General features: G+C 71.7%; 17 protein-coding genes. 9 read left to right on the top strand and 8 right to left on the bottom strand.

All coding sequences use genetic code 11. The features are described 5' to 3' along the window. Positions 1-205: 205 nt before the first annotated feature. The gene (gene lanKC, locus ACFWY5_RS31340; protein ID WP_379636219.1) at positions 206-2,752 is read right to left on the bottom strand and encodes a class III lanthionine synthetase LanKC; all 2,547 of its coding nucleotides are present in this window, start codon (positions 2,750-2,752) and stop codon (positions 206-208) included. Positions 2,753-2,890: 138 nt separating this feature from the next. Here lanKC and ACFWY5_RS31335 point away from each other — a divergent pair, with 138 nt between their 5' ends. Both ACFWY5_RS31335 and ACFWY5_RS31330 read left to right on the top strand, forming a co-directional pair. Continuing rightward, on the top strand, positions 2,891-3,199 hold the full coding sequence (locus ACFWY5_RS31335; RefSeq protein WP_379614157.1) for a hypothetical protein: 309 nt from the start codon (positions 2,891-2,893) through the stop codon (positions 3,197-3,199). Between the two features lie 111 nt (positions 3,200-3,310). Next, positions 3,311-5,236: a glycosyl hydrolase family 8 gene (locus ACFWY5_RS31330; protein ID WP_379636217.1), complete on the top strand. Its 1,926-nt coding sequence runs from the start codon at positions 3,311-3,313 to the stop codon at positions 5,234-5,236. 94 nt (positions 5,237-5,330) lie between these two features. Here the strand turns inward: ACFWY5_RS31330 and ACFWY5_RS31325 are convergent, their stop codons facing one another. Next, positions 5,331-5,924 (bottom strand): TetR/AcrR family transcriptional regulator, encoded by a 594-nt coding sequence (locus ACFWY5_RS31325; RefSeq protein ID WP_379636215.1) that lies wholly within the window; start codon positions 5,922-5,924, stop codon positions 5,331-5,333. A 57-nt stretch (positions 5,925-5,981) separates the two neighbouring features. On the opposite strand from ACFWY5_RS31325, the gene ACFWY5_RS31320 reads away from it, so the two are divergent. Genes ACFWY5_RS31320 through ACFWY5_RS31310 form a run of 3 tightly spaced genes read left to right on the top strand, consistent with a single transcriptional unit; the run spans position 5,982 to position 8,769 of the window. After that, positions 5,982-7,904, top strand: coding sequence for a fumarylacetoacetate hydrolase family protein (locus tag ACFWY5_RS31320; RefSeq protein WP_379636213.1), 1,923 nt, complete (start codon positions 5,982-5,984; stop codon positions 7,902-7,904). Next, positions 7,901-8,494 (top strand): DUF2867 domain-containing protein, encoded by a 594-nt coding sequence (locus ACFWY5_RS31315; RefSeq protein ID WP_379636211.1) that lies wholly within the window; start codon positions 7,901-7,903, stop codon positions 8,492-8,494. Before ACFWY5_RS31320 ends, ACFWY5_RS31315 begins: the two co-directional genes overlap by 4 nt. After that, complete coding sequence (locus tag ACFWY5_RS31310) at positions 8,491-8,769, top strand: antibiotic biosynthesis monooxygenase (RefSeq protein WP_379614147.1); 279 nt, start codon at positions 8,491-8,493, stop codon at positions 8,767-8,769. Before ACFWY5_RS31315 ends, ACFWY5_RS31310 begins: the two co-directional genes overlap by 4 nt. Here ACFWY5_RS31310 and ACFWY5_RS31305 read toward each other — a convergent pair. Further along, a complete protein-coding gene (locus ACFWY5_RS31305) occupies positions 8,747-9,142 on the bottom strand; it encodes a hypothetical protein (RefSeq protein ID WP_379614145.1) in 396 nt (131 codons plus the stop codon). The genes ACFWY5_RS31310 and ACFWY5_RS31305 overlap by 23 nt on opposite strands. Positions 9,143-9,222: 80 nt before the next feature. On the opposite strand from ACFWY5_RS31305, the gene ACFWY5_RS31300 reads away from it, so the two are divergent. Continuing rightward, the gene (locus ACFWY5_RS31300; RefSeq protein WP_379636288.1) at positions 9,223-9,768 is read left to right on the top strand and encodes a GrpB family protein; all 546 of its coding nucleotides are present in this window, start codon (positions 9,223-9,225) and stop codon (positions 9,766-9,768) included. A gap of 2 nt (positions 9,769-9,770) precedes the next feature. On the opposite strand, the gene ACFWY5_RS31295 is transcribed toward ACFWY5_RS31300, so the two are convergent. The 3 genes from ACFWY5_RS31295 to ACFWY5_RS31285 form a co-directional block, all read right to left on the bottom strand. After that, positions 9,771-11,384, bottom strand: a complete 1,614-nt coding sequence (locus ACFWY5_RS31295) for a carboxylesterase/lipase family protein (RefSeq protein WP_379636209.1) — start codon at positions 11,382-11,384, stop codon at positions 9,771-9,773. 78 nt (positions 11,385-11,462) lie between these two features. Further along, the gene (locus ACFWY5_RS31290) at positions 11,463-12,122 is read right to left on the bottom strand and encodes a TetR/AcrR family transcriptional regulator (protein WP_379636207.1); all 660 of its coding nucleotides are present in this window, start codon (positions 12,120-12,122) and stop codon (positions 11,463-11,465) included. A 160-nt stretch (positions 12,123-12,282) separates the two neighbouring features. Next, the gene (locus tag ACFWY5_RS31285; RefSeq protein WP_379614139.1) at positions 12,283-12,867 is read right to left on the bottom strand and encodes a TetR/AcrR family transcriptional regulator; all 585 of its coding nucleotides are present in this window, start codon (positions 12,865-12,867) and stop codon (positions 12,283-12,285) included. A gap of 125 nt (positions 12,868-12,992) precedes the next feature. Between ACFWY5_RS31285 and ACFWY5_RS31280 the strand changes: the two genes are divergently transcribed. Both ACFWY5_RS31280 and ACFWY5_RS31275 read left to right on the top strand, forming a co-directional pair. Beyond that, a complete protein-coding gene (locus ACFWY5_RS31280) occupies positions 12,993-14,042 on the top strand; it encodes a glucose 1-dehydrogenase (protein WP_379614137.1) in 1,050 nt (349 codons plus the stop codon). A gap of 73 nt (positions 14,043-14,115) precedes the next feature. Continuing rightward, positions 14,116-15,015 carry an alpha/beta fold hydrolase gene (locus ACFWY5_RS31275; protein WP_379636205.1) on the top strand — a complete coding sequence of 300 codons (900 nt, stop codon included), beginning with the start codon at positions 14,116-14,118 and terminating at the stop codon, positions 15,013-15,015. Positions 15,016-15,071: 56 nt separating this feature from the next. Here ACFWY5_RS31275 and ACFWY5_RS31270 read toward each other — a convergent pair whose 3' ends face one another. Both ACFWY5_RS31270 and ACFWY5_RS31265 read right to left on the bottom strand, forming a co-directional pair. Then, positions 15,072-15,944, bottom strand: a complete 873-nt coding sequence (locus ACFWY5_RS31270; RefSeq protein WP_379614133.1) for a dihydrodipicolinate synthase family protein — start codon at positions 15,942-15,944, stop codon at positions 15,072-15,074. Further along, a complete protein-coding gene (locus tag ACFWY5_RS31265; RefSeq protein ID WP_379614131.1) occupies positions 15,941-17,116 on the bottom strand; it encodes a mandelate racemase/muconate lactonizing enzyme family protein in 1,176 nt (391 codons plus the stop codon). The genes ACFWY5_RS31270 and ACFWY5_RS31265 overlap by 4 nt, the downstream gene beginning before the upstream one ends. A gap of 137 nt (positions 17,117-17,253) precedes the next feature. Here ACFWY5_RS31265 and ACFWY5_RS31260 point away from each other — a divergent pair, with 137 nt between their 5' ends. Beyond that, positions 17,254-17,970, top strand: coding sequence for a FadR/GntR family transcriptional regulator (locus ACFWY5_RS31260; RefSeq protein ID WP_379614129.1), 717 nt, complete (start codon positions 17,254-17,256; stop codon positions 17,968-17,970). Positions 17,971-17,991 lie beyond the last annotated feature (21 nt).

The raw sequence follows: 17,991 nt of genomic DNA, 5'->3' as shown, positions 1-17,991 counted from the left end.
CTCTGCCCGCGCCTCTGGGGGGGTTTGGCCCGGTCGACCATCTGATCCTACAGCGCGCTCGTACCCTGCCCCGGGGGGGCCCGCGGACGAATCGTCTTCGACGGCGCCCGGCCGGACGCGAACTAGTCGGTCGTGATGCTGATGCAGTGGCTGTCCCCCCGCTTGGGGGCCTCGGACTGCAGGGCGAGAATCTCGGCCATGGTGGTCACCTCCCTTCTGTCGTCCCGGCCCCGAGGAAGGGCAGAAAGGATCCGCCCCCTCGGAACGCTGAGTTCAGGGCGAGCAGGATGCCCGCCGAGCCTGACGCCACGTCCATGGACAGGCGCAGGAGCTTGGTGCTCGGAAAGGCCAGGTGCCCCCGGTACGGCTGCGCGTGCAGCGCCAGCCTCGGCACGTGCGCCATGAGCACGTCGTGGTCGGCCGGATGGCCCAGATGCGCGAGCGTCGCGATGAACCCGGCCCGTCCGCGGAACAGGCTGGGCCCCCGCGTGAACGGCGCCCGGCACCCGCGCCGCACCCCGACGACGGCGGCGGCGAGAGCCTCGTCCGGCCGGTGCCGCAGGTACTCGTGGGCGACGATCGCCAGCCCGGCGCTGCCGCCCTCGACGTAGAGGATGTTGCGCCGCCGGGTGCCGTGGTCGACCAGGTGGAAGGTGTCGCCGCCCAGGACCTCGCCCCGGTCGAGGTCCTGCTGGAGGGCGGCGCGGGCGCGGTCCAGCCATACGTCCCGGCCCGTCGTCTCGAACAGCCGCAGGAAGCAGAGCGCCACCCCCGACATGCCGCGGATCAGCCCTCCTTCTGCGGGCTTCCGGTCGTCCGTGAGCGCGGCCAGCCGCTCGCCGATGGCGAGCGCGCCGGACAGGTGCGCGTCGTCGCCGGTCCGGTGGGCGAAGTGCAGGAGGTTGAGCGCGTGGCCGGCGCCGCCGCTGAGCAGCCCCGCGGTCGCCACCCGGTCCTCGGCCGCCCGCGCCTGTTCCAGCGCCTTCAGCGCGACGTCGGTGTAGCCCAGTTCGTCCAGGACGTAGGCGACGCCGTGGAGGCCGTCGTACAGCCCGGGTTTGGCGTCCGGGCCGCGCAGGGCCTGGGCGGCCATCCAGTCGGCGAAGGCCGCGGGCACCTCGGCGCCCACCCGGTGCAGCGCGAGCAGCACCCCGGCCGCCCCGTAGGCCAGCGTGAAGCCGCCGGTGGCGAACTGCTGCGGGCCGCCGGGGAACAGCGCGCCGTCGCGGGAGAGGTCCGCGCTCTCCATGATCCCCGCCACCAGCGAGTCGCGTACGGCCGGCCAGGAGATCTCCCCGTCGCCCAGCAGCCGGTCGGCCACGTCGGGGGCGGGGCCGTCCCCGGTCAGCCCGAACCCGGCGGCCGCCTGCGCGGCGAACGTCTCGTCCACGGGAAACAGGTCGGTCACCGTGCCGATCGCGCGGCGGACCTGGGCGGGGGTGTGTTCGGGCCGCATGTTCATCGGCAGGTGGAGCCAGACGCGTACGCACTCCAGCTGGTAGCGGTCGGCGGCGGCGCCGCTCATCCCGGCGGGCGCGTGGAAGCCGGGCGCGCCGCCGTCCAGGATCGTGGTGTCGTCGAGGTCGCGGGCGTACTCGTAGTCGACCAGCACGACCTCGCCGTCGGGGCGGACGATGACGTTGCCGGGATGCAGGTCGCCGTAGCGCACGCCGCGCTCGTGGATCCGCTCCAGCGCGTGCCCGATCTTGCCGACGATCTCGGCGGCCCATTCGGTGTAGGCCCTGACCTCGGGCTCCGGCGGGCCGTAGGTGTTGTGGGCGTACGGGTAGCGGCGGACCATCTCGTCGAACAGGCTCAGGCCTTCGACGTGCTCCTCGACCAGGAAGTGGTGCTCCCAGGCGAGGTGGTGGCCGAGCAGGCGGGGCACGCAGGGCAGGCCGTCCAGGCGCCGCAGGATGTCGCGCTGGACCTGGAGGCGGGCGACCGCGTCACGGCCGTTGCGGTCGAGACCGGCGTGCGGCCTGGCCTCCACCAGGACCACGCGCTCGTCGGTCCCCTTGCGGGTGGCGAGGTAGACGCCGCCGGCGTTGGAGTAGTGCATGACGCTCTCGACGGCGAAGGGGAAGCCGGCGCTGCCGCTGTGGCGGGCCTCCAGGTGCGGGGTCAGGACCTCGGGCACCTCGACCCGCTCGGGCAGGACGAACCGGGCCTCGCGTACGTCGGGGACGATCCGGCCGTCCGGGTCCAGCCTGCCGGACACCGGTTCGCCGTCCTCGCCGACGCAGGTGAGCTTGGTGAAGGCGCCGTAGCGGACGAACAGCGGGCCCTCGCCGATCCGCAGGTCGCTGAGGACGTACGGGCCGGTGATGCCCTTGAGCTGGTGGCCGAGTGTTTCCAGCGCCTCGGCCAGTTCCTCGTCGTCGGCCGGGTAGATGGTGATGGCCTTGCCGCTGGCCGCGCGGTCGGCGTACTTGCCGTTCAGCAGCTGGATGGCGCGCCGGCTGCGCAGGAACTTGAACGGGATGTCGCGCTCGACGCAGTAGTCCCAGACGATCGCGCAGGCGTGGTCGGCGTCGCCGGGCGTCACCGCCACGTGGATCTTCCAGCCGGTCCGCTTGAGCGGGCGGTAGGCGGGGCGCAGCCGTACCCAGAGGTCCTTCTCGGTGCGTTCCCAGTTCGCCGGGGGCTCGCGGTGCGCGAGTCGCTCCGCGGTGTCGGCGATCCGGTCGGGGCGGGCGAAGAAGTCGGGGTCCGACTGGCAGAAGAGCGCGAGATGCTCCCACTCGATCATTGGTGTCCCCCTCGGCGTTGATCGGCTGGCTAGAGCCTGCACGCCGCCGCTATGAGCTCGATATGAGGCGCTCATATCTCCCGCGAACCCCGCGTCCCTAACGTTTCCCCTCGCAACTTCCAGAAAGGAAAGTCAGTCATGCTCAAGAAGGTTCTTCTCGGCGCCGCGGCGCTGGTTTCCCTGTCGATCGCGGCACCGGCGCAGGCGGACGTCTCGGCGGCGGCCTCGGCGTGCAACGTCCAGCACGAGGGGTGGTACAGCGGCGGCTCCGCCAACTTCTTCCGGTACGTGAAGGTCGTCAACGAGTGCGGTTACGCGAAGACGATCTGTGTCGACATCCCCAACTGGCCGGACGCCGGGCCGTACACGATCAAGGCCTATGAGCGGAAGAACCTCACCTACGGCAACGCCTCCCACCGGCAGGGGCGCGGCCTCTATCCCTGCTGATCGCGCGAGGGGCTCTTGCCAAGCGGGCGAAGGTTCTTTACTGTCCCTACAAGTTAGGAAACATTCCTAACTAAGGCGTCGTCCGAACCTCACCCCCCAAGGACCCCGCTGATGCCGCACGTTGTCAGAGCCATGGCCGCCGCCGCGGCCATGGTCGCAGCCCTCACGGCCCATCCCGCCGCCGCCAGTTCGGCGGCCGACACCCTGATCTCCCGCGACAGGCCCGCGACCGCCTCGTCCATCGAAGGCGCCGGTTTCGAGGCGGCCAAGGCGGTGGACGGCAGCACGAGCACCCGCTGGGCCAGCGCCGAGGGCCACGACCCCGAATCGGTCACCATCGACCTCGGCGCCACCGCGACCATCTCCCGCGTCAAGCTGAGCTGGGAAGCCGCCTACGGCAAGTCGTACAAGATCCAGACCTCGCCCAACGGCACGTCCTGGACCGACATCTACTCCACCACCTCCGGCAACGGCGCCACCGACGACCTGACGGGCCTGTCGGGCAGCGGGCGCTATATCCGCATGTACGGCACGGCCCGCGGCACCACCTACGGCTACTCCCTCTGGGAGTTCGAGACCTACGGCTCGTTCCCGGGCGGCGGCGACACCACGCCCCCGAGCACCCCCGGCAACCTCCGCTCCACCGCCACCACCTCGACCAGCGTCTCCCTGGCCTGGAACGCCGCCACCGACAACGTCGGCGTCACCGGCTACGAGGTCTACCGGGGCGGCACCCTGGTCAACACCGCCACCGGGACGACCTACACCGACACCGGCCTGACCCCCGCCACGGCCTACACCTACACGGTCAAGGCCCGTGACGCCGCGGGCAACGTCTCACCCGCGAGCGGCCCGGTCACCGCCACCACCCAGGCGGGCGGCGGCGGCCCCGCCGTACCGTTCGGCAGCCACGCCATCCCCTACGCCTCCGGCATGCTGAAGCCCTCCGGCGCCCAGGCGACGCTCGACCAGAAGGTGGTCGACTACTACAAGCGGTGGAAGACCGCCTTCCTCCGCCAGAACTGCGGCAACGGCTGGTACCAGGTCTACTCCCCGGACGCCGACCACCCGTACGTGGCCGAGGCCCAGGGTTACGGCATGGTGATCGCGGCGACCATGGCCGGAGCCGACCCGGACGCCAAGAAGATCTTCGACGGCCTGACCAAGTGGATGATCGACCACCCGTCGGTGATCAACCCCGACCTGCTGGCCGCCGAGCAGAACGAGGCCTGCCAGAGCGTCAACGGCAGCGACGGCGCCACCGACGGCGACATGGACGTGGCCTACGGCCTGCTCCTGGCCGACCGGCAGTGGGGCAGCAACGGCACGTACAACTACAAGAACCTCGCCGTGCGGCACATCAACGCGATCAAGAAGGATGAGCTCAACCCCTCCACGAACCTGCTCAAGCTGGGCGACTGGAGCACCCCGAGCGACCATCGCTACTACGTCTCGCGCGCCTCGGACTGGATGGCCGGCCACTTCCGCGCCTTCAAGAAGGCCACCGGCGACTCCACCTGGGACACCGTGCGCAACGCGCACCAGAACGTGATCGCCTCCCTGCAGTCCACCTACGCCCCGAACACCGGCCTGCTGCCCGACTTCGTGGTCGACACCAACACCTCGCCGCGCCCGGCGCCGGGGAAGGTGCTGGAGCACGCGAACGACGGCCAGTACTGGTGGAACTCCTGCCGCGTGCCCTGGCGGATCGGCGCCGACGCGGTGACCAGCGGCGACGCCAGGTCGCTCACGGCCGCCCGCAAGCTGAACACCTGGGTCAAGTCCAAGACCGGCGGCGACCCCGGCAAGATCGCCATGGGCTACAAGCTCAACGGCACGCAGATCTCCTCCGGCAGCGACGCCTCGTTCTTCGCCCCGTTCGCGGTGGCGGCGATGACCGACTCCGGCAGCCAGGCCTGGCTGGACGCGCTCTGGAACAAGATGCTGGCCACGCCGATCGACAGCAGCAGCTACTTCGCGGCGAGCATCCAGCTCCAGGTCATGATCACCGCCACGCACAACCACTGGGTGCCCTGACACACCCCGGTGGCCGGTCGGCCCGTCCGACCGGCCACCACCTCGCTCCACCCCGGCGCGGCACGGGCGCCTTCACCCCCGCGCCGGGGTGGCATCACCCCTGCGCCGGGCCTGGAAGCACCGCTCTCGCCATCAGCGCGCGCAGCGCGGCCAGCGCCTCCGGGTAGTCGACGCGGTCAGGGGCCAGCAGCCATTGCTGGTGCACGCCGATCACGGCCCCGACGAGCAGGATCGACAGCCCCTCGGCCGACAGTCCGGGCGGCAGCGGCAACCGCTCCAGCACCCGCCTGCCGTGCGCGCGCAGCGCCTCGTGCATCTCGACGTAGCGCCCCTGGATCGGTGAGCCCGGCTCCAGCGCCTCCACCAGCAGGTTGACGAAGAGCCTGCCCGTGGGTAGCGCGAACAGCGCCCCCGCGCCCTCCGCCAGCAGGTCGAGCGCCGTCTCCACCCGCTCGGGCGGTTCGCCGAGCCCGGCGCGCAGCTCCTCCAGCGAGCGTTCGAGAACGGCCAGCAGCAGCCCTTCCTTGCTGCCGAAGTGCCAGGGGATCGACCCTCTGCTGATCCCGGAGCGCTCGCCCACGTCGGCGAACGTGGTCTGCCGGTAGCCCTTCTCCGCGAACAGCTTGGCCGCCGCGGCCAGGATCAGCTCGCGGCTCTCCTGGCTGGTCTGCTCTCGACGTGTTGTCACCGCGCCTCCTTCTGTGCTAGCAATCATACTCTATGCTGGCCAACACAGGAGGTCATTTTGCGCTTCGTCACCTACGCCTCGGCCGACGGTGACCGGGTCGGCGTCGTCAACGGCGACCAGGTCCACGCCCTGCCCGCGGGCACCGGCCTGATCGAGCTGCTCGGCCCGTCGCTGCGGCAGGCGGGCGAGCGGGCGCTCGCCGAACCCGCCCAGGTCACCCCGCTCGCCGACCTCACGCTGAAGGCGCCCATCCCCAGGCCGCCGTCCATCCGCGACTGCCTGTGCTTCCTCGACCACATGCGCGGCTGCCTCAGGGCCGCGGGCGGCACCGCGACCCTGGAACCGACCTGGTACCAGATCCCCGCCTTCTACTTCGCCAACCCGGCCACCGTCATCGGGCCCCGCGACGAGGTGACCGTCTCGCCGGGCAGCGCCTGGTTCGACTTCGAGCTGGAGATCGGCGCGGTGATCGGCGTGCCGGGACGGGACCTGACGCCCGAGCAGGCCGTGGAGCACATCGCCGGCTACACACTGTTCTGCGACTGGAGCGCGCGTGACCTGCAGGCACTCGAAGCCCAGCTCAAGATCGGGCAGGCCAAGGGCAAGGACGGCGCCACCACTCTCGGGCCCTGGCTGGTCACGCCCGATGAGCTGCCCTGCGGCCCCGGCGGGTGGCCGGCGATCGAGGTGCGGGCCGAGGTCAACGGGGAGCTGGTGGGGGCCGGCCGTACCGACGCCATGGACTGGACGTTCGGCGAGGTCGTCGCCTACGCCTCGCGCGGTGTCGAGCTCCAGCCGGGCGACGTCTTCGGCTCCGGCACCGTTCCCGGCTGCTGCCTGATCGAGCACCTCAGCTTCGCCGACCTCGCCGCCTTCCGCGGCTGGCTCAAGGACGGCGACGTGGTGACGCTGCGCGCCGAGGGGCTCGGCGAGATCCGCCAGACCGTCCGCGCCGGTACGGCCCCGCACCCGCTGCCCGCCAGGCCCGATCCCGCCGCCGCACCACGCGGGCCGAGGGTCAACCGCGCGCCGAGCCCGCGGGTGCCGTACACGAAAGGGGCGCACCAGGTCGGCGACGGGGTCTGGGCGTGGCTGCTGCCGGACGGCGGCTACGGCATGAGCAACGCCGGGCTGGTCACCGGCGACGGCGCGTCGCTGCTCGTCGACACGCTCTACGACCTGCGGCACACCGCCGAGATGCTGGACGGCCTGCGGCAGGTCACCGACCGCCATCCGCTGACCCACCACGTGCTCACCCACGCCAACGGCGACCACACCCACGGCGGCCAGTTGCTGCCCGGCTCGGTCCGCGTCATCGCCGCCGGGGGCACCGCCCACGAGATGCGTACCGAGATGGCTCCGGAGATGACCGCGGCGCTCCAGATCATGGACCTCGGGCCGGTGCTCACGCCGTACCTGCGTGAAAGGTTCGGCGCCTTCGACTTCGGCGGGATCAGGCTGCGCGGCCCCGACCAGACCTACGAGCGGCGGCTGACCCTCGACGTGGGCGGCCGCGAGGTGCGCCTGCTCGACCTCGGCCCCGCGCACACCGGGGCCGACACGGTCGTGCACGTGCCGGACGCGGGGGTGCTGTTCGCGGGCGACCTGCTGTTCGTCGGATGCACGCCGATCGTGTGGGGCGGGCCGATCGCCAACTGGATCGCCGCCTGCGACACGATGCTCGCCCTCGACGCGCCGACCGTGGTGCCGGGCCACGGGCCGGTGACCGACGCCGCCGGGATCCGCGCCGTCCGCGACTACCTCGGTCACGTCGTCGCGCACGCCGACGCCGCCCACGCCAAGGGCCTGGACGTGCGGGAGGCCGCCTTCGGCATCGACCTGGGCGAGTACGCCGCCTGGCTGGACGCCGAGCGGATCGTGGTCAACGTCTACCAGCGCTACCGCGAGCTCGACCCCGGGCAGCCGGTGCTCGACCGCGTCGCGCTGTTCGCGCTGATGGCCGAATGGGCGCGCGCATGAGAATCCCGAACACCGAGCACACCAAGCACGCCTGGCACATCCACGAGGTGGCGCCCGACTTCCGGGTCGAGGACGTCTGGGCGCTGCCGACCCCCGGCGGCCCCGGTGACCTGGACGTGCTCGTCCGCCAGATGTCCACGCGTCCTGGCGGCTTCTCCGGCCTCACGGGCGCGCTCTTCGCCCTGCGCTGGAAGATCGGCGCCCTGTTCGGCTGGGACCGCGGCGCCGCCGGGATCGGCTCGCGCGTGCGATCCCTGCGCGGACGGCTGCCGCCGCACCTGCAAACCAGGCGTGGCCCCGACCTGCGGGCGGTGCCGTTCACCTCGGTCTTCCAGACCGACACCGAGTGGGCGTCGGAGATGGCGAACAGGACCGTGCACACCGTGATGCACATCGCCTGGGTCCCGGACGGCAAGGGCGGCCACCGCGGCCAGATGGCCGTCCTGGTGAAGCCGAACGGCCTGTTCGGCCGGGCCTACATGCTCGCGATCAGGCCGTTCAGGCACCTGATCGTGGATCCCGCCCTGGTCAGGAAGATCGGCCGGGGCTGGCAGTCACCCGAAGACCCGAATCAAAGGAGATCATCATGAAGGTCGGAATGATCGGCCACCACTACCCGGCCGCCGAGCACCGGGAGGAGTTCGTCGCGCGCGTCCAGGCGGTGGCCGCGGAGTTCCGGCGGGCGCCCGGCTGCCTGTCGGCCACGTGCTGGCTGGCCGGCGACGCGGTGGTGTCCATCGTGGAGTGGGAGTCGGAGGCGGCGTTCACCGCCTCGCTCGCCGCGGTCCAGGCGGCCGACGTGGACCTCGCCTACGACGAGCGCGAGGTACGGCCACGCGAGATCATCCGCCTCGCGGCGCCCTGACCAGCCAGACACCCGTCACGAACGCGAGCGGGAAGAGGGCGGCGGCGCCCAGGGGCAGCACGAAGAAGGTGAGCATCGTCCGCGGCTCGTCGGTCATCAGGGCCGTGACGGCGTAGGCCACCAGCACGATCAGCACGCTGCCCGCCACGCCGCCGCCGGCCTGGCGCGCCCCGCCGCGGGCGGCGAGCATCACCAGGCCGACCAGAAACGCGAACGGCGTGATCATGGGCGCCAGGAAGTAGAGGTATCCGACGCCGCTGCGCGGATCGGCGGTCAGCGCGACGACCAGCAGGGCGACGGCGGGAACGGTGGAGATCAGGCCGGTGATCAGCCCGGTCCTGGCCACGGCGGCCATGCGGGGGAGAGGTTGCACGATCGGCAAGCTAACGGGGGCCGCTTGCACCTCGCTTTACGCCCTTTCCTCCGGGGACGGGCAGGATGTCATGCGTGAACATGTCCGACGAAGAGATCGCCAAAGCCCACGTTACGACCCCGCCCGTCCACAACGAGCGCATCCACCTGGCCGACTACGACCCGGCCTGGCCGGTCCGCTTCGAACGCCTGGCCGGTGACATCCTGGCCGCCCTCGGTGAGGTCAGGCTGGAGCACGTCGGGTCCACGTCGGTGCCCGGCCTGCCGGCCAAGCCGATCCTCGACATGCTCCTGATCGTCGAAGACCCGGCCGACGAGGCCGCGTACGTCCCGGCGCTGGAGTCACTCGGCTACGTCCTGACGATCCGCGAGCCGGAGTGGTACGAGCACCGCGTGCTCAAGCTGGCCGGTGAGATGCCGGTCAACCTGCACGTGCTGCCGGAGGGCTGCCTGGAGGTGCGCCGCATGCTGGGCTTTCGCGACTGGCTGCGTACGCACGACGAGGACCGTGACCTGTACGCGCAGACCAAACGCGACCTCGCCGGGCGCACCTGGAAGTACGTCCAGAACTACGCCGACGCCAAGACCCGGGTCGTGGAGTCGATCCTCACCCGGGCCGGCGTCTAGCGTCACCTGGCCAGCCGGTCCCAGAAGCCGCAGTTGTGGCTCTTGCCGACGTCCCGCGGGCCCGGGTCGTCCGCGCTGATCGACATCGCCGTCCCGCCGCGCGCCTTCGACCTCGGCCAGTACGGCAGGCCGCGCCCGTTGGGGTCACCGGTCCTGGCGAAGTTCGACCAGTAGCCGATCATCTGGGCGGCCAGCCGCTTCTGCGCCGGGGTCGAGAGCGGCTTGGCGCCCGGCATGTCGAACAGATACCGCAGCTCCGCCCCGTGCCAGGCGCCCGGCCGGAAGGTGAGACCCGGGTAGTCGTCGCCGACCGGCTGGGCGAACTCGAAGGCGTGCACCCGGACCTTCCCGGCCATGGCCCGCGCGGTGGCCACGGTCGAGCAGAACCAGCCGTGGTCGGTGTACACCGATCCGAGTGCCTCGGCCGGCCGTACGTCGGCGGACACCGGGTAGCGGCGCAGGACCTCCGGGGCGTCGGCGCCGAAGCTCTCGCGCACCTTCACCGGGTACTCGGTGGCCGTGAGCGGCTTCGACGGGTGGGCGCCGTCGAAGCGCCACACCATGAACAGGCGGCTCTCGTCCTTGGTGGCCCCGATGAGGACCGGCACCCGGTTGAACCGCCCGTCGCCGAACACGTCGCCCTTCGGCAGGAACGCGGAGCCTGATCCGCCGCCGGCCTCGAAGGGGCCGGCCTGCACCTGGAGGATCTTCTCCACGCTCAGCCCGCGCAGGCACGCCGCCGCGCCCGCTTGTCCGGCGCAGCCCAGCTTGGCGGCGGTGGCCAGGTTGCCGGGCAGTGTCTCCTTGTGGGTGCGCGGCCGCCCGTCGTTGGCCGGAGTGCCCTCGAACAGGGAGTTCTTCGCCCACCGCAGCTTGCACGGCCCGCTCTGCAGGATCGCCCGGTGGAACAGCCCCGCCGCCGGGGGAGCGGCCAGCAGCCCGCACACCGCGGTCGACCCGGCCGACTGCCCGCCGATCGTGACGTTGCCCGGGTCGCCGCCGAACGCGGCGATGTTCGCCTTCACCCAGCGCAGCGCGGCGATCCGGTCCTCGGTGCCCCAGAAGCCCGAGTCACCGGCGGTGGAGGCGGCGTCCAGGGCGGGATGCTGCAGCCCGCCCAGGATCCCGATGCGGAAGGCGGCCGACACGACCACGACGTCACCGCCCGCGACCAGCCTGTTCGCGTTGTACTCCGAGGCCGCGCCGGACATCCCCACGCCACCGTGGAACCACACCACCACGGGCCGCTTGCCGGGCTTCGCCGGGGCGGTCACCTCCAGGTAGAGGCAGTCCTCCACGCCGCTGTCGCCCCCGCCCATCTGCGGGGACTGCGGGCATCTGCGCGCCGACGCCGAAGCGTCCCGCACCCCCTTCCACGGTACGGCCGGCCGCGGCGACGCCCAGCGCAGCGCCCCCACCGGCGGAGCGGCGTAGGGCACACCCAGGAACCGGCTGACCCGGCCGTCGGTGACACCCCTGACCCGGCCCTTGTCGGTGCGCACGTCCACCCGCCCCTGGGCTTGGACCTGCGCGTTCGCCGGTGGGATCGCGGCGGCCGGCGGGGCGGCGGCGCTGAGGGTCAGGGCGGCGGTGAGCAAGGCGAGGGTCGTCCTCATCCGTCCTCCAGAAATTAGCGTTTCGCTAAATCGGAACACATGACGAGATCGCCGGTCAATCCCTTACTTAGCGAAACGCTAACGGTGGTCGCGGCCGGTCAGACGGTTGTAGGTGCCGACGACACGCTGATCGAGCTGCTCGGGGGTCACGTCGAGCTGCCGGGCGAGAGCCGTACGCATGACGAAATATCCGTAGAAAAAGCTGTCCCACATGACCAAGATCGCGGCCAGATCCACGTCCTGGGGCAGCCGGCCCTCGTCACTCTCGCGGCGCAGATCGGCCAGGCGGCGCTCCACGTACGGCATGGGCGCGAACTCCTCGTCCCCGTCCAGCGCCAGCAGCGCCACCACCCGGGCATAGCTCGAATCCCGGGCATGCGCCTCGAACGACCACGCCTCCTTGTCGGCCGGGGCGTCCTCGCGTACCTGCTCGAACGGTGCTTCCCCGGCGTTCTTCCTGGCCTCCAGCGCCGCGCGCAGCAACGCCTGGCGGCTGCCGAAGTAGTGGTGGATCAGGCCGCGGTTGACCCCGGCCTCGTCGGCGACCGCCTGAAGGCTGAGCCCGGCCAGCACCCCGTCACGCTCCAGCAGCCGCAGCGCCGCCGCCATCAGCGCCGCCTCGGTCGCCGCCCGGCTCTGCGTGGCCTTGGACCCCCGCTTGGGCGCCTTGCCCTTCGCCTGCCGTTCGCCGGGCGCGCGCGCAGCGTCAGGGGAACCCTCGTCGGCGTCGGCACTCACGGCCCCAATCCTTCCACGGTCGTACGTCAGCCCGCGGCGGCCCCTTCTGAAGGAGGAGACGGCCCCCGCTCCCCAAAGGGAACACCATGGCCGCCACCCTGACCGCCGCTCCCGGCCTGGACGAGCTGGTGCTGACCAAGCAGGGGGAAGCGGGACGCGACTAGCGGTAGCGGTCGAGCACGTTGTCGAGCGTGGCGATCAGCCGGTGGGGCGGGTACTCCCCGGGATTCATGACCCCGTGCAGGGTCAGCCCGTCCACCACCGCCACCAGGGCGTCGGCGATCTCCTCCGGCTCCTGCTCCCCGCTCATCTCGCCCACCGCGATCGCGATCCGCACCAGCAGGCGTACCGTGTCGCGCCACTCCCGGAAGCTGGCGAAGCGCCGCTCCCGCAGCGCGGGCGAGGTCACCATCGCACCCCACGACAGGACCAGCACCTGCGTCTCCACGCTCGCCGCGCCGATCGGCAGCGCCGCCAGCAGCACCTCGCGCACCGCGTCGCGGCCGGAGCGCCCGGCCATGCGCGCGCCGAGCTGCTCTCGGGCCACCGCGTAGGCGCGCTCCAGCGCGGCCTCGAGGATGGCGTCCTTGTCGGGGAAGTAGTAGGCGAGCAGCCCGTGCGCGTACCCGGCCTCCTTGGCGATCTCCCGCGTCGTCGTGCCGGCCAGCCCGAGCCTGCGGATGGTCCGCCAGGTCGCCGCGATGAGCTCCTCGCGGCGCGCGTCGTGATCGACCACCTTCGGCATAGCTCCGCATGGTACGGCAGCGCCCCGGCTCAGGCCTGTGCCAAGTCTTGGAGTCCTTGACCGCACAAAGGGCAGATGGCGGGCAGTTATCGGGTCGAACCCCGCGAACGGACAAGGACAGGCTCATGCGTGCACTCACCATCGCCCCCGGCGCCACCGGTTCCCTGCGCGTCGAGGACGTGCCCGACCCGGTCCCGGCCACGAACGACCTGCTGGTCGAGGCCATCGCGCTCGGCGTCTGCGGCACCGACCGCGAGATCGCGGACGGCGAGTACGGCTGGGCCCCGCCCGGCAGCGACCGGCTGATCCTCGGCCACGAGAGCCTGGGCCGGGTCCGCGAGGCGCCGCGGGACAGCGGGTTTCTGGCGGGCGACCTGGTGGTCGGCATCGTCCGCCGCCCCGACCCCGAGCCCTGCGGCGCCTGCGCGCACGGCGAGTTCGACATGTGCCGCAACGGCCGCTACACCGAGCGCGGTATCAAGGAGATCGACGGCTTCGGCTCCGAGCTGTGGACCATCGAGACCGACTACGCCGTCAAGCTGGCCCCGTCCCTGGAGGAGGTCGGCGTGCTGATGGAGCCGGCCACCGTCCTGGCCAAGGTGTGGGACCAGATCGAGCGCATCGGGGCACGCGCCTGGTACGGCCCGCGTACCGTCCTGGTCACCGGCGCGGGCCCGATCGGGCTGCTGGCCGCGCTGCTCGGCCGGCGGCGCGACCTGGAGGTGCACGTGTTCGACCGGGTCGCCGACGGACCCAAGCCGGAGCTGGTCCGCGATCTCGGCGGCACGTACCACACCGGCGACGTGATCGAGGTGGCCGAGCGGATCGCCCCGGACATCGTCGTGGAGGCGACCGGCGTCTCGGAGGTGGCCGTGGGGGTGATGGCGACCAACGGCCCGGCGGGCATCGTCTGTCTCACCGGCGTCACGCCGACCGGCCGTCCGCTGCGGGTCGACGCGGGCACGCTCAACCGCAATATCGTGCTGGAGAACGACCTGATCTTCGGGTCGGTCAACGCCAATCGCCACCATTATGAGCAGGCCGCGACGGCGCTCGCCGAAGCCGACCACGACTGGCTGAAACGGCTGATCACCCGCCGGATCCCGCTGGAGCGCGCGCACGAGGCCTTCGAGCCCGGCGACGACATCAAAGTGGTCCTCGATTTCAGTAAATAGCGCCTTTTCCGAGGACGAAACTCAAGGGCGGAATGCTGCTAGCTTTTCCTCGGGTCTTTCTGAAGGGAAGCCGATGGCTGAGGAAAAGGCGCTGAACGTGGGGCCGGCCGGCATCGAGGTGGCCTACGAGCGCCACGGCGACCCCGACGACCCGCCGCTGCTGATGATCATGGGCATCGGCGGCCAGCTGGTGTCCTGGCCGAGCGGTCTCGTGGCCGAACTGGTCGCCCGCGGCCTGCACGTGATCCTTTTCGACAGCCGGGACAGCGGGCACTCGACGCATCTGCGCGACGCGCCCGTCCCCGACGTGGCCGCGGCCATGGCCGGAGACCTGTCCGCGGTCGCCTACACGCTGTCCGACCTGGCCGCCGACTGCGCCGGGCTGCTGGACGCGCTCGGGCTGGGCAGCGCCCACGTCGCCGGCGCCTCGATGGGCGGGATGATCGCGCAGACGATGGCGATCGAGCACCCCGGCCGGGTCCGGTCGCTGACCTCCATGATGTCCACGACCGGCGACCCCTCCGTGGGGGGCTCGGACGCCGAGGCGCTGCGCGCGATGGGCGGCGGCGCGCCGCCTGCCAACCGGGAGGAGTACGCCGACCAGGCCGTCAGGGCGATGAGCGTGCTCGGGTCGCCGGGGTTCGAGCCCGACCTGGCCGGGGCGCGGGAGCGGGCGGAGCGGGTCTACGACCGGGGCTGGGATCCGGCCGGGATGGCGCGTCAGGCGGTCGCGGTGATCGCCTCGGGGGACCGTACCGGCAGGTTGCGGGAGGTCGTGGCGCCCACGCTGGTGATCCACGGCGCCGACGACCTGATGTTCGACGTCAGCGGCGGGAAGGCCACGGCGTCGGCGGTGCCGGGGGCCGAGCTCGTGGTGGTCGAGGGCATGGGCCACAACTTCCCCAGGCGGCTGTGGCCGGACCTGGCCGCGCGGATCGCCGCCCTGGTCCGGCGTGCGGAAAATCGCCACTGACCGCCTCAGCGGATCGCCGCCCTGGTCCGGCGCGCGGAGAAACGCCACTGACCGCCTCAGCCGGAGATGGCCTTCTCCAGCACCCGCAGTTCCTCGGTGCCGAGGTCGCGCAGCGGGGCGCGGCAGTATCCGGCCGTTCTGCCCCTGATCCGCAGGACGCCCCGGTAGAGCGCCAGGTCGCCCACCCCGCGTACCGGCGGCTGGAAGAGCATGCGGCGCAGTGGCAGCAGCTCCGCCCACCGGGCGCGCGCCAGGGACAGATCCCCCGCGCGCACGGCGTCCCACACGCCCACGGCGGCGGCGGGGACGATGTTGAGCAGCCCGCTGATCCACCCGTGCGCACCGCCGGCCAGCGCCTCGAGCGGCGAGGTGAACCCGCCGTAGAAGGCGTGGAAGCCGGGCAGCGCTGACAGCTCGCTCAGCTGGTGCACGGTGGGCAGCGTGCTCTTCACCCCCTGGATGACCCCGTCGGCGTGCAGCGCCGTCAGGTCGGGGACGTCCAGCGCGGGGACGGCGGCGTTGACCGGGATGTTGTAAACCCAGATCGGCAGCCCGCTCGCCGCGGCCACCGCGCGGTAGTGGCCCAGCACCTCCTCGCGCGAGGGCCGCTGGAAGTAGGGGAGCACGACCAGCGCCGCCGCGGCGCCCGCCGCCTCGGCGTGGGCGGTGAGCGCGACGGTCTCCGCGGTGGTGTACGCGCCGGTCCCGGCCAGCACGGGAACCCGGCCGGCGACCGTCGCCACGGCCGCCTCCAGCAGCGCCCTGCGCTCCTCGCCGGTCAGCGCCACGAACTCGCCGCTGGTGCCGCCGACGACCAGCCCGTGCGCGCCCTCGCCGGCCAGCCAGTCCAAGTGGTCGGCGGTGGCGTCCAGGTCCAGGCGCCCGAACCGGTCGAACATGGTCAGCGCGGCCGGGTAGACGCCGTTCACCGGGTGCCGCCGGCGTCGTACTCGGGGCGGAAGGGGTGCTTGACGATCTCCTCGATGCGCAGCTTGGGCCCGAGTCCTGGCGCGTCGGAGACCACCCACTCGCCGTTGCGCACCTGGGGCGGGTCCTCGGTGTAGCGCTCCCAGAACACCATCTGCTCCGGCGTGAGCATCGACTCGGAGATGAGCAGGTTGGGCAGCGTGGCGCCGAGCTGCCAGGTCGCCGCGCTGGCCAGGGGGCCGAAGGGGTTGTGGAAGGCGATCGACACCGCGTTCGCCTCGGCCAGCGTCGCGATGCGCTTGGCCGCGGTGATGCCGCCGCAGAAGATCACGTCCGGCTGTGCCACCGACAGCGCGCGCCGCTCAAGGAACGGCGCCGCCGCGTACGGCCCGGCCCAGCGCTCCCCGGCGGCGATCGGCGTCGTGGACCGGCGCGTCACCTCGGCCAGCCACTCCGGCCGCTCCGGCGGCACCGGCTCCTCCACGAACGCCAGCCGGTACGGCTCAAGCACCTCGCACAGCCGGATCGAGTTGGCCACGTTGAGCCGCCCATGGCAGTCGAGCATCAGGTGCACGTCGGGCCCGGCGACCTCCCGCGCCGCCTCGAAGTACTCGGCCAGCAGCGGCCAGAACCAGTTGGGCAGCAGCTCGGTCTCGGTCTGCCGGGCGGGGATGGCGGCCGGCGTCTCGTGGTGGACGCTGGAGACCTTCGTGTAGAAGCCGGGCAGCGTGGTCTTGATCGCGGTGAACCCCATGGCCAGCCGGTCGGCGATCTCGTCGGCGAACTGCTCGGGCGTCTCGGTCGCCCTGGCGTGCGTGTAGACGGGCACGGAGTCGCGGAACTTCCCGCCCAGTAACCGGTGCACGGGCACCCCGAGCGCCCTGGCGTTGAGGTCCCACAGGGCCACGTCGATGGCGGAGATACCGATCGTCAGCAGCGTCCCGCCGAGGAAGGAGTCGCGGTACATGCGCTCGAAGTGCTGCTCGATGCGGGTGGGGTCCTTGCCGACGAGGTACTCGCCGAGTTCCTCGACGATCGCGGAGACGGTCTTGGTCCGGCGGCGCATCGCGACCTCGGCCACTCCCTCCACGCCTTCGTCCGTCTCGATCCTGACGTAGATCGCGTTGTAGTACCCGAACTCGGCGATCCACTGCCGGACGGCGGTCACGCGCATTCGATGGCTCCTTCTCCCGATGATGCCCTAATCGTCCGAATAGAAAGGACCTAAGTCAAGAGTCTCAAGTTTTGCGGCCAAAATTGGGCCGATGGTCTACGATGACGTGGAACATAGGACATGAGTGGAGGCGAGACGTGGACACCGAGGCATTGCCGCGCGGGCGCGCGCTGCTGGGCACCCGAGTCGCCGCCCTGATCACGGACTACATCAGGAAGCAGGGCCTCAAGGAGGGCGACGAGCTCCCGTCGGAGGCCAGGCTGGCCGAGGAGTACGGCGTGAGCCAGCGCGTCGTGCGCGACGCCTTCCGCTCACTCAGCCAGCAGGGCGTCATCCGCACCCGGCAGGGCAAGCGCGCCGTGGTCAGCGAACTGCGCCCGGTCGCCGTCCACAGCTACTTCCGCCTGGCCATGGAGGCCGACGGCTCGGCCATAGACGAGCTGGTCGAGATGCGCCTGGCCCTGGAGACCAAGGCCGCCGGGCTGGCCGCGGCCAGGATCACCGACCGCGAGCTGGAGGGCCTGCGCGCGCTGCTGGAGGAGGCCGACGCGGTCGGCGACGACCTGCAGCGGCGGGTGGAGCTCGACCTCGCCTTCCACCTCGGCATCGTCAAGGCCGCCCGCAACCGCTTCTTCACCGCGGTGCTGGAGGCCCTGTCCGACGTGCTGGCCAACGAGCGCGAGAAGGGCAAGGAGCTGACGGAGTTCCTCGGCGAGACGCACGCCGAGAGCGACGCCGAGCACAGGGCCCTGCTGCTCGGCCTCGGCACCCGCGACGCGGCGCTGGCCGAGCAGCAGATGCGCGCCCACCTGGAGCGGGTGCAGCGCACCTTCCGCGGCGACGACCTGGAATAGGCCGCGACCCGAAGCAGGTCG

Source organism: Nonomuraea sp. NPDC059007 (assembly GCF_042740555.1).
In the GTDB taxonomy this organism is placed as follows: Bacteria; Actinomycetota; Actinomycetes; order Streptosporangiales; family Streptosporangiaceae; genus Nonomuraea.
This window is presented reverse-complemented; position numbering and strand designations above follow the sequence as displayed.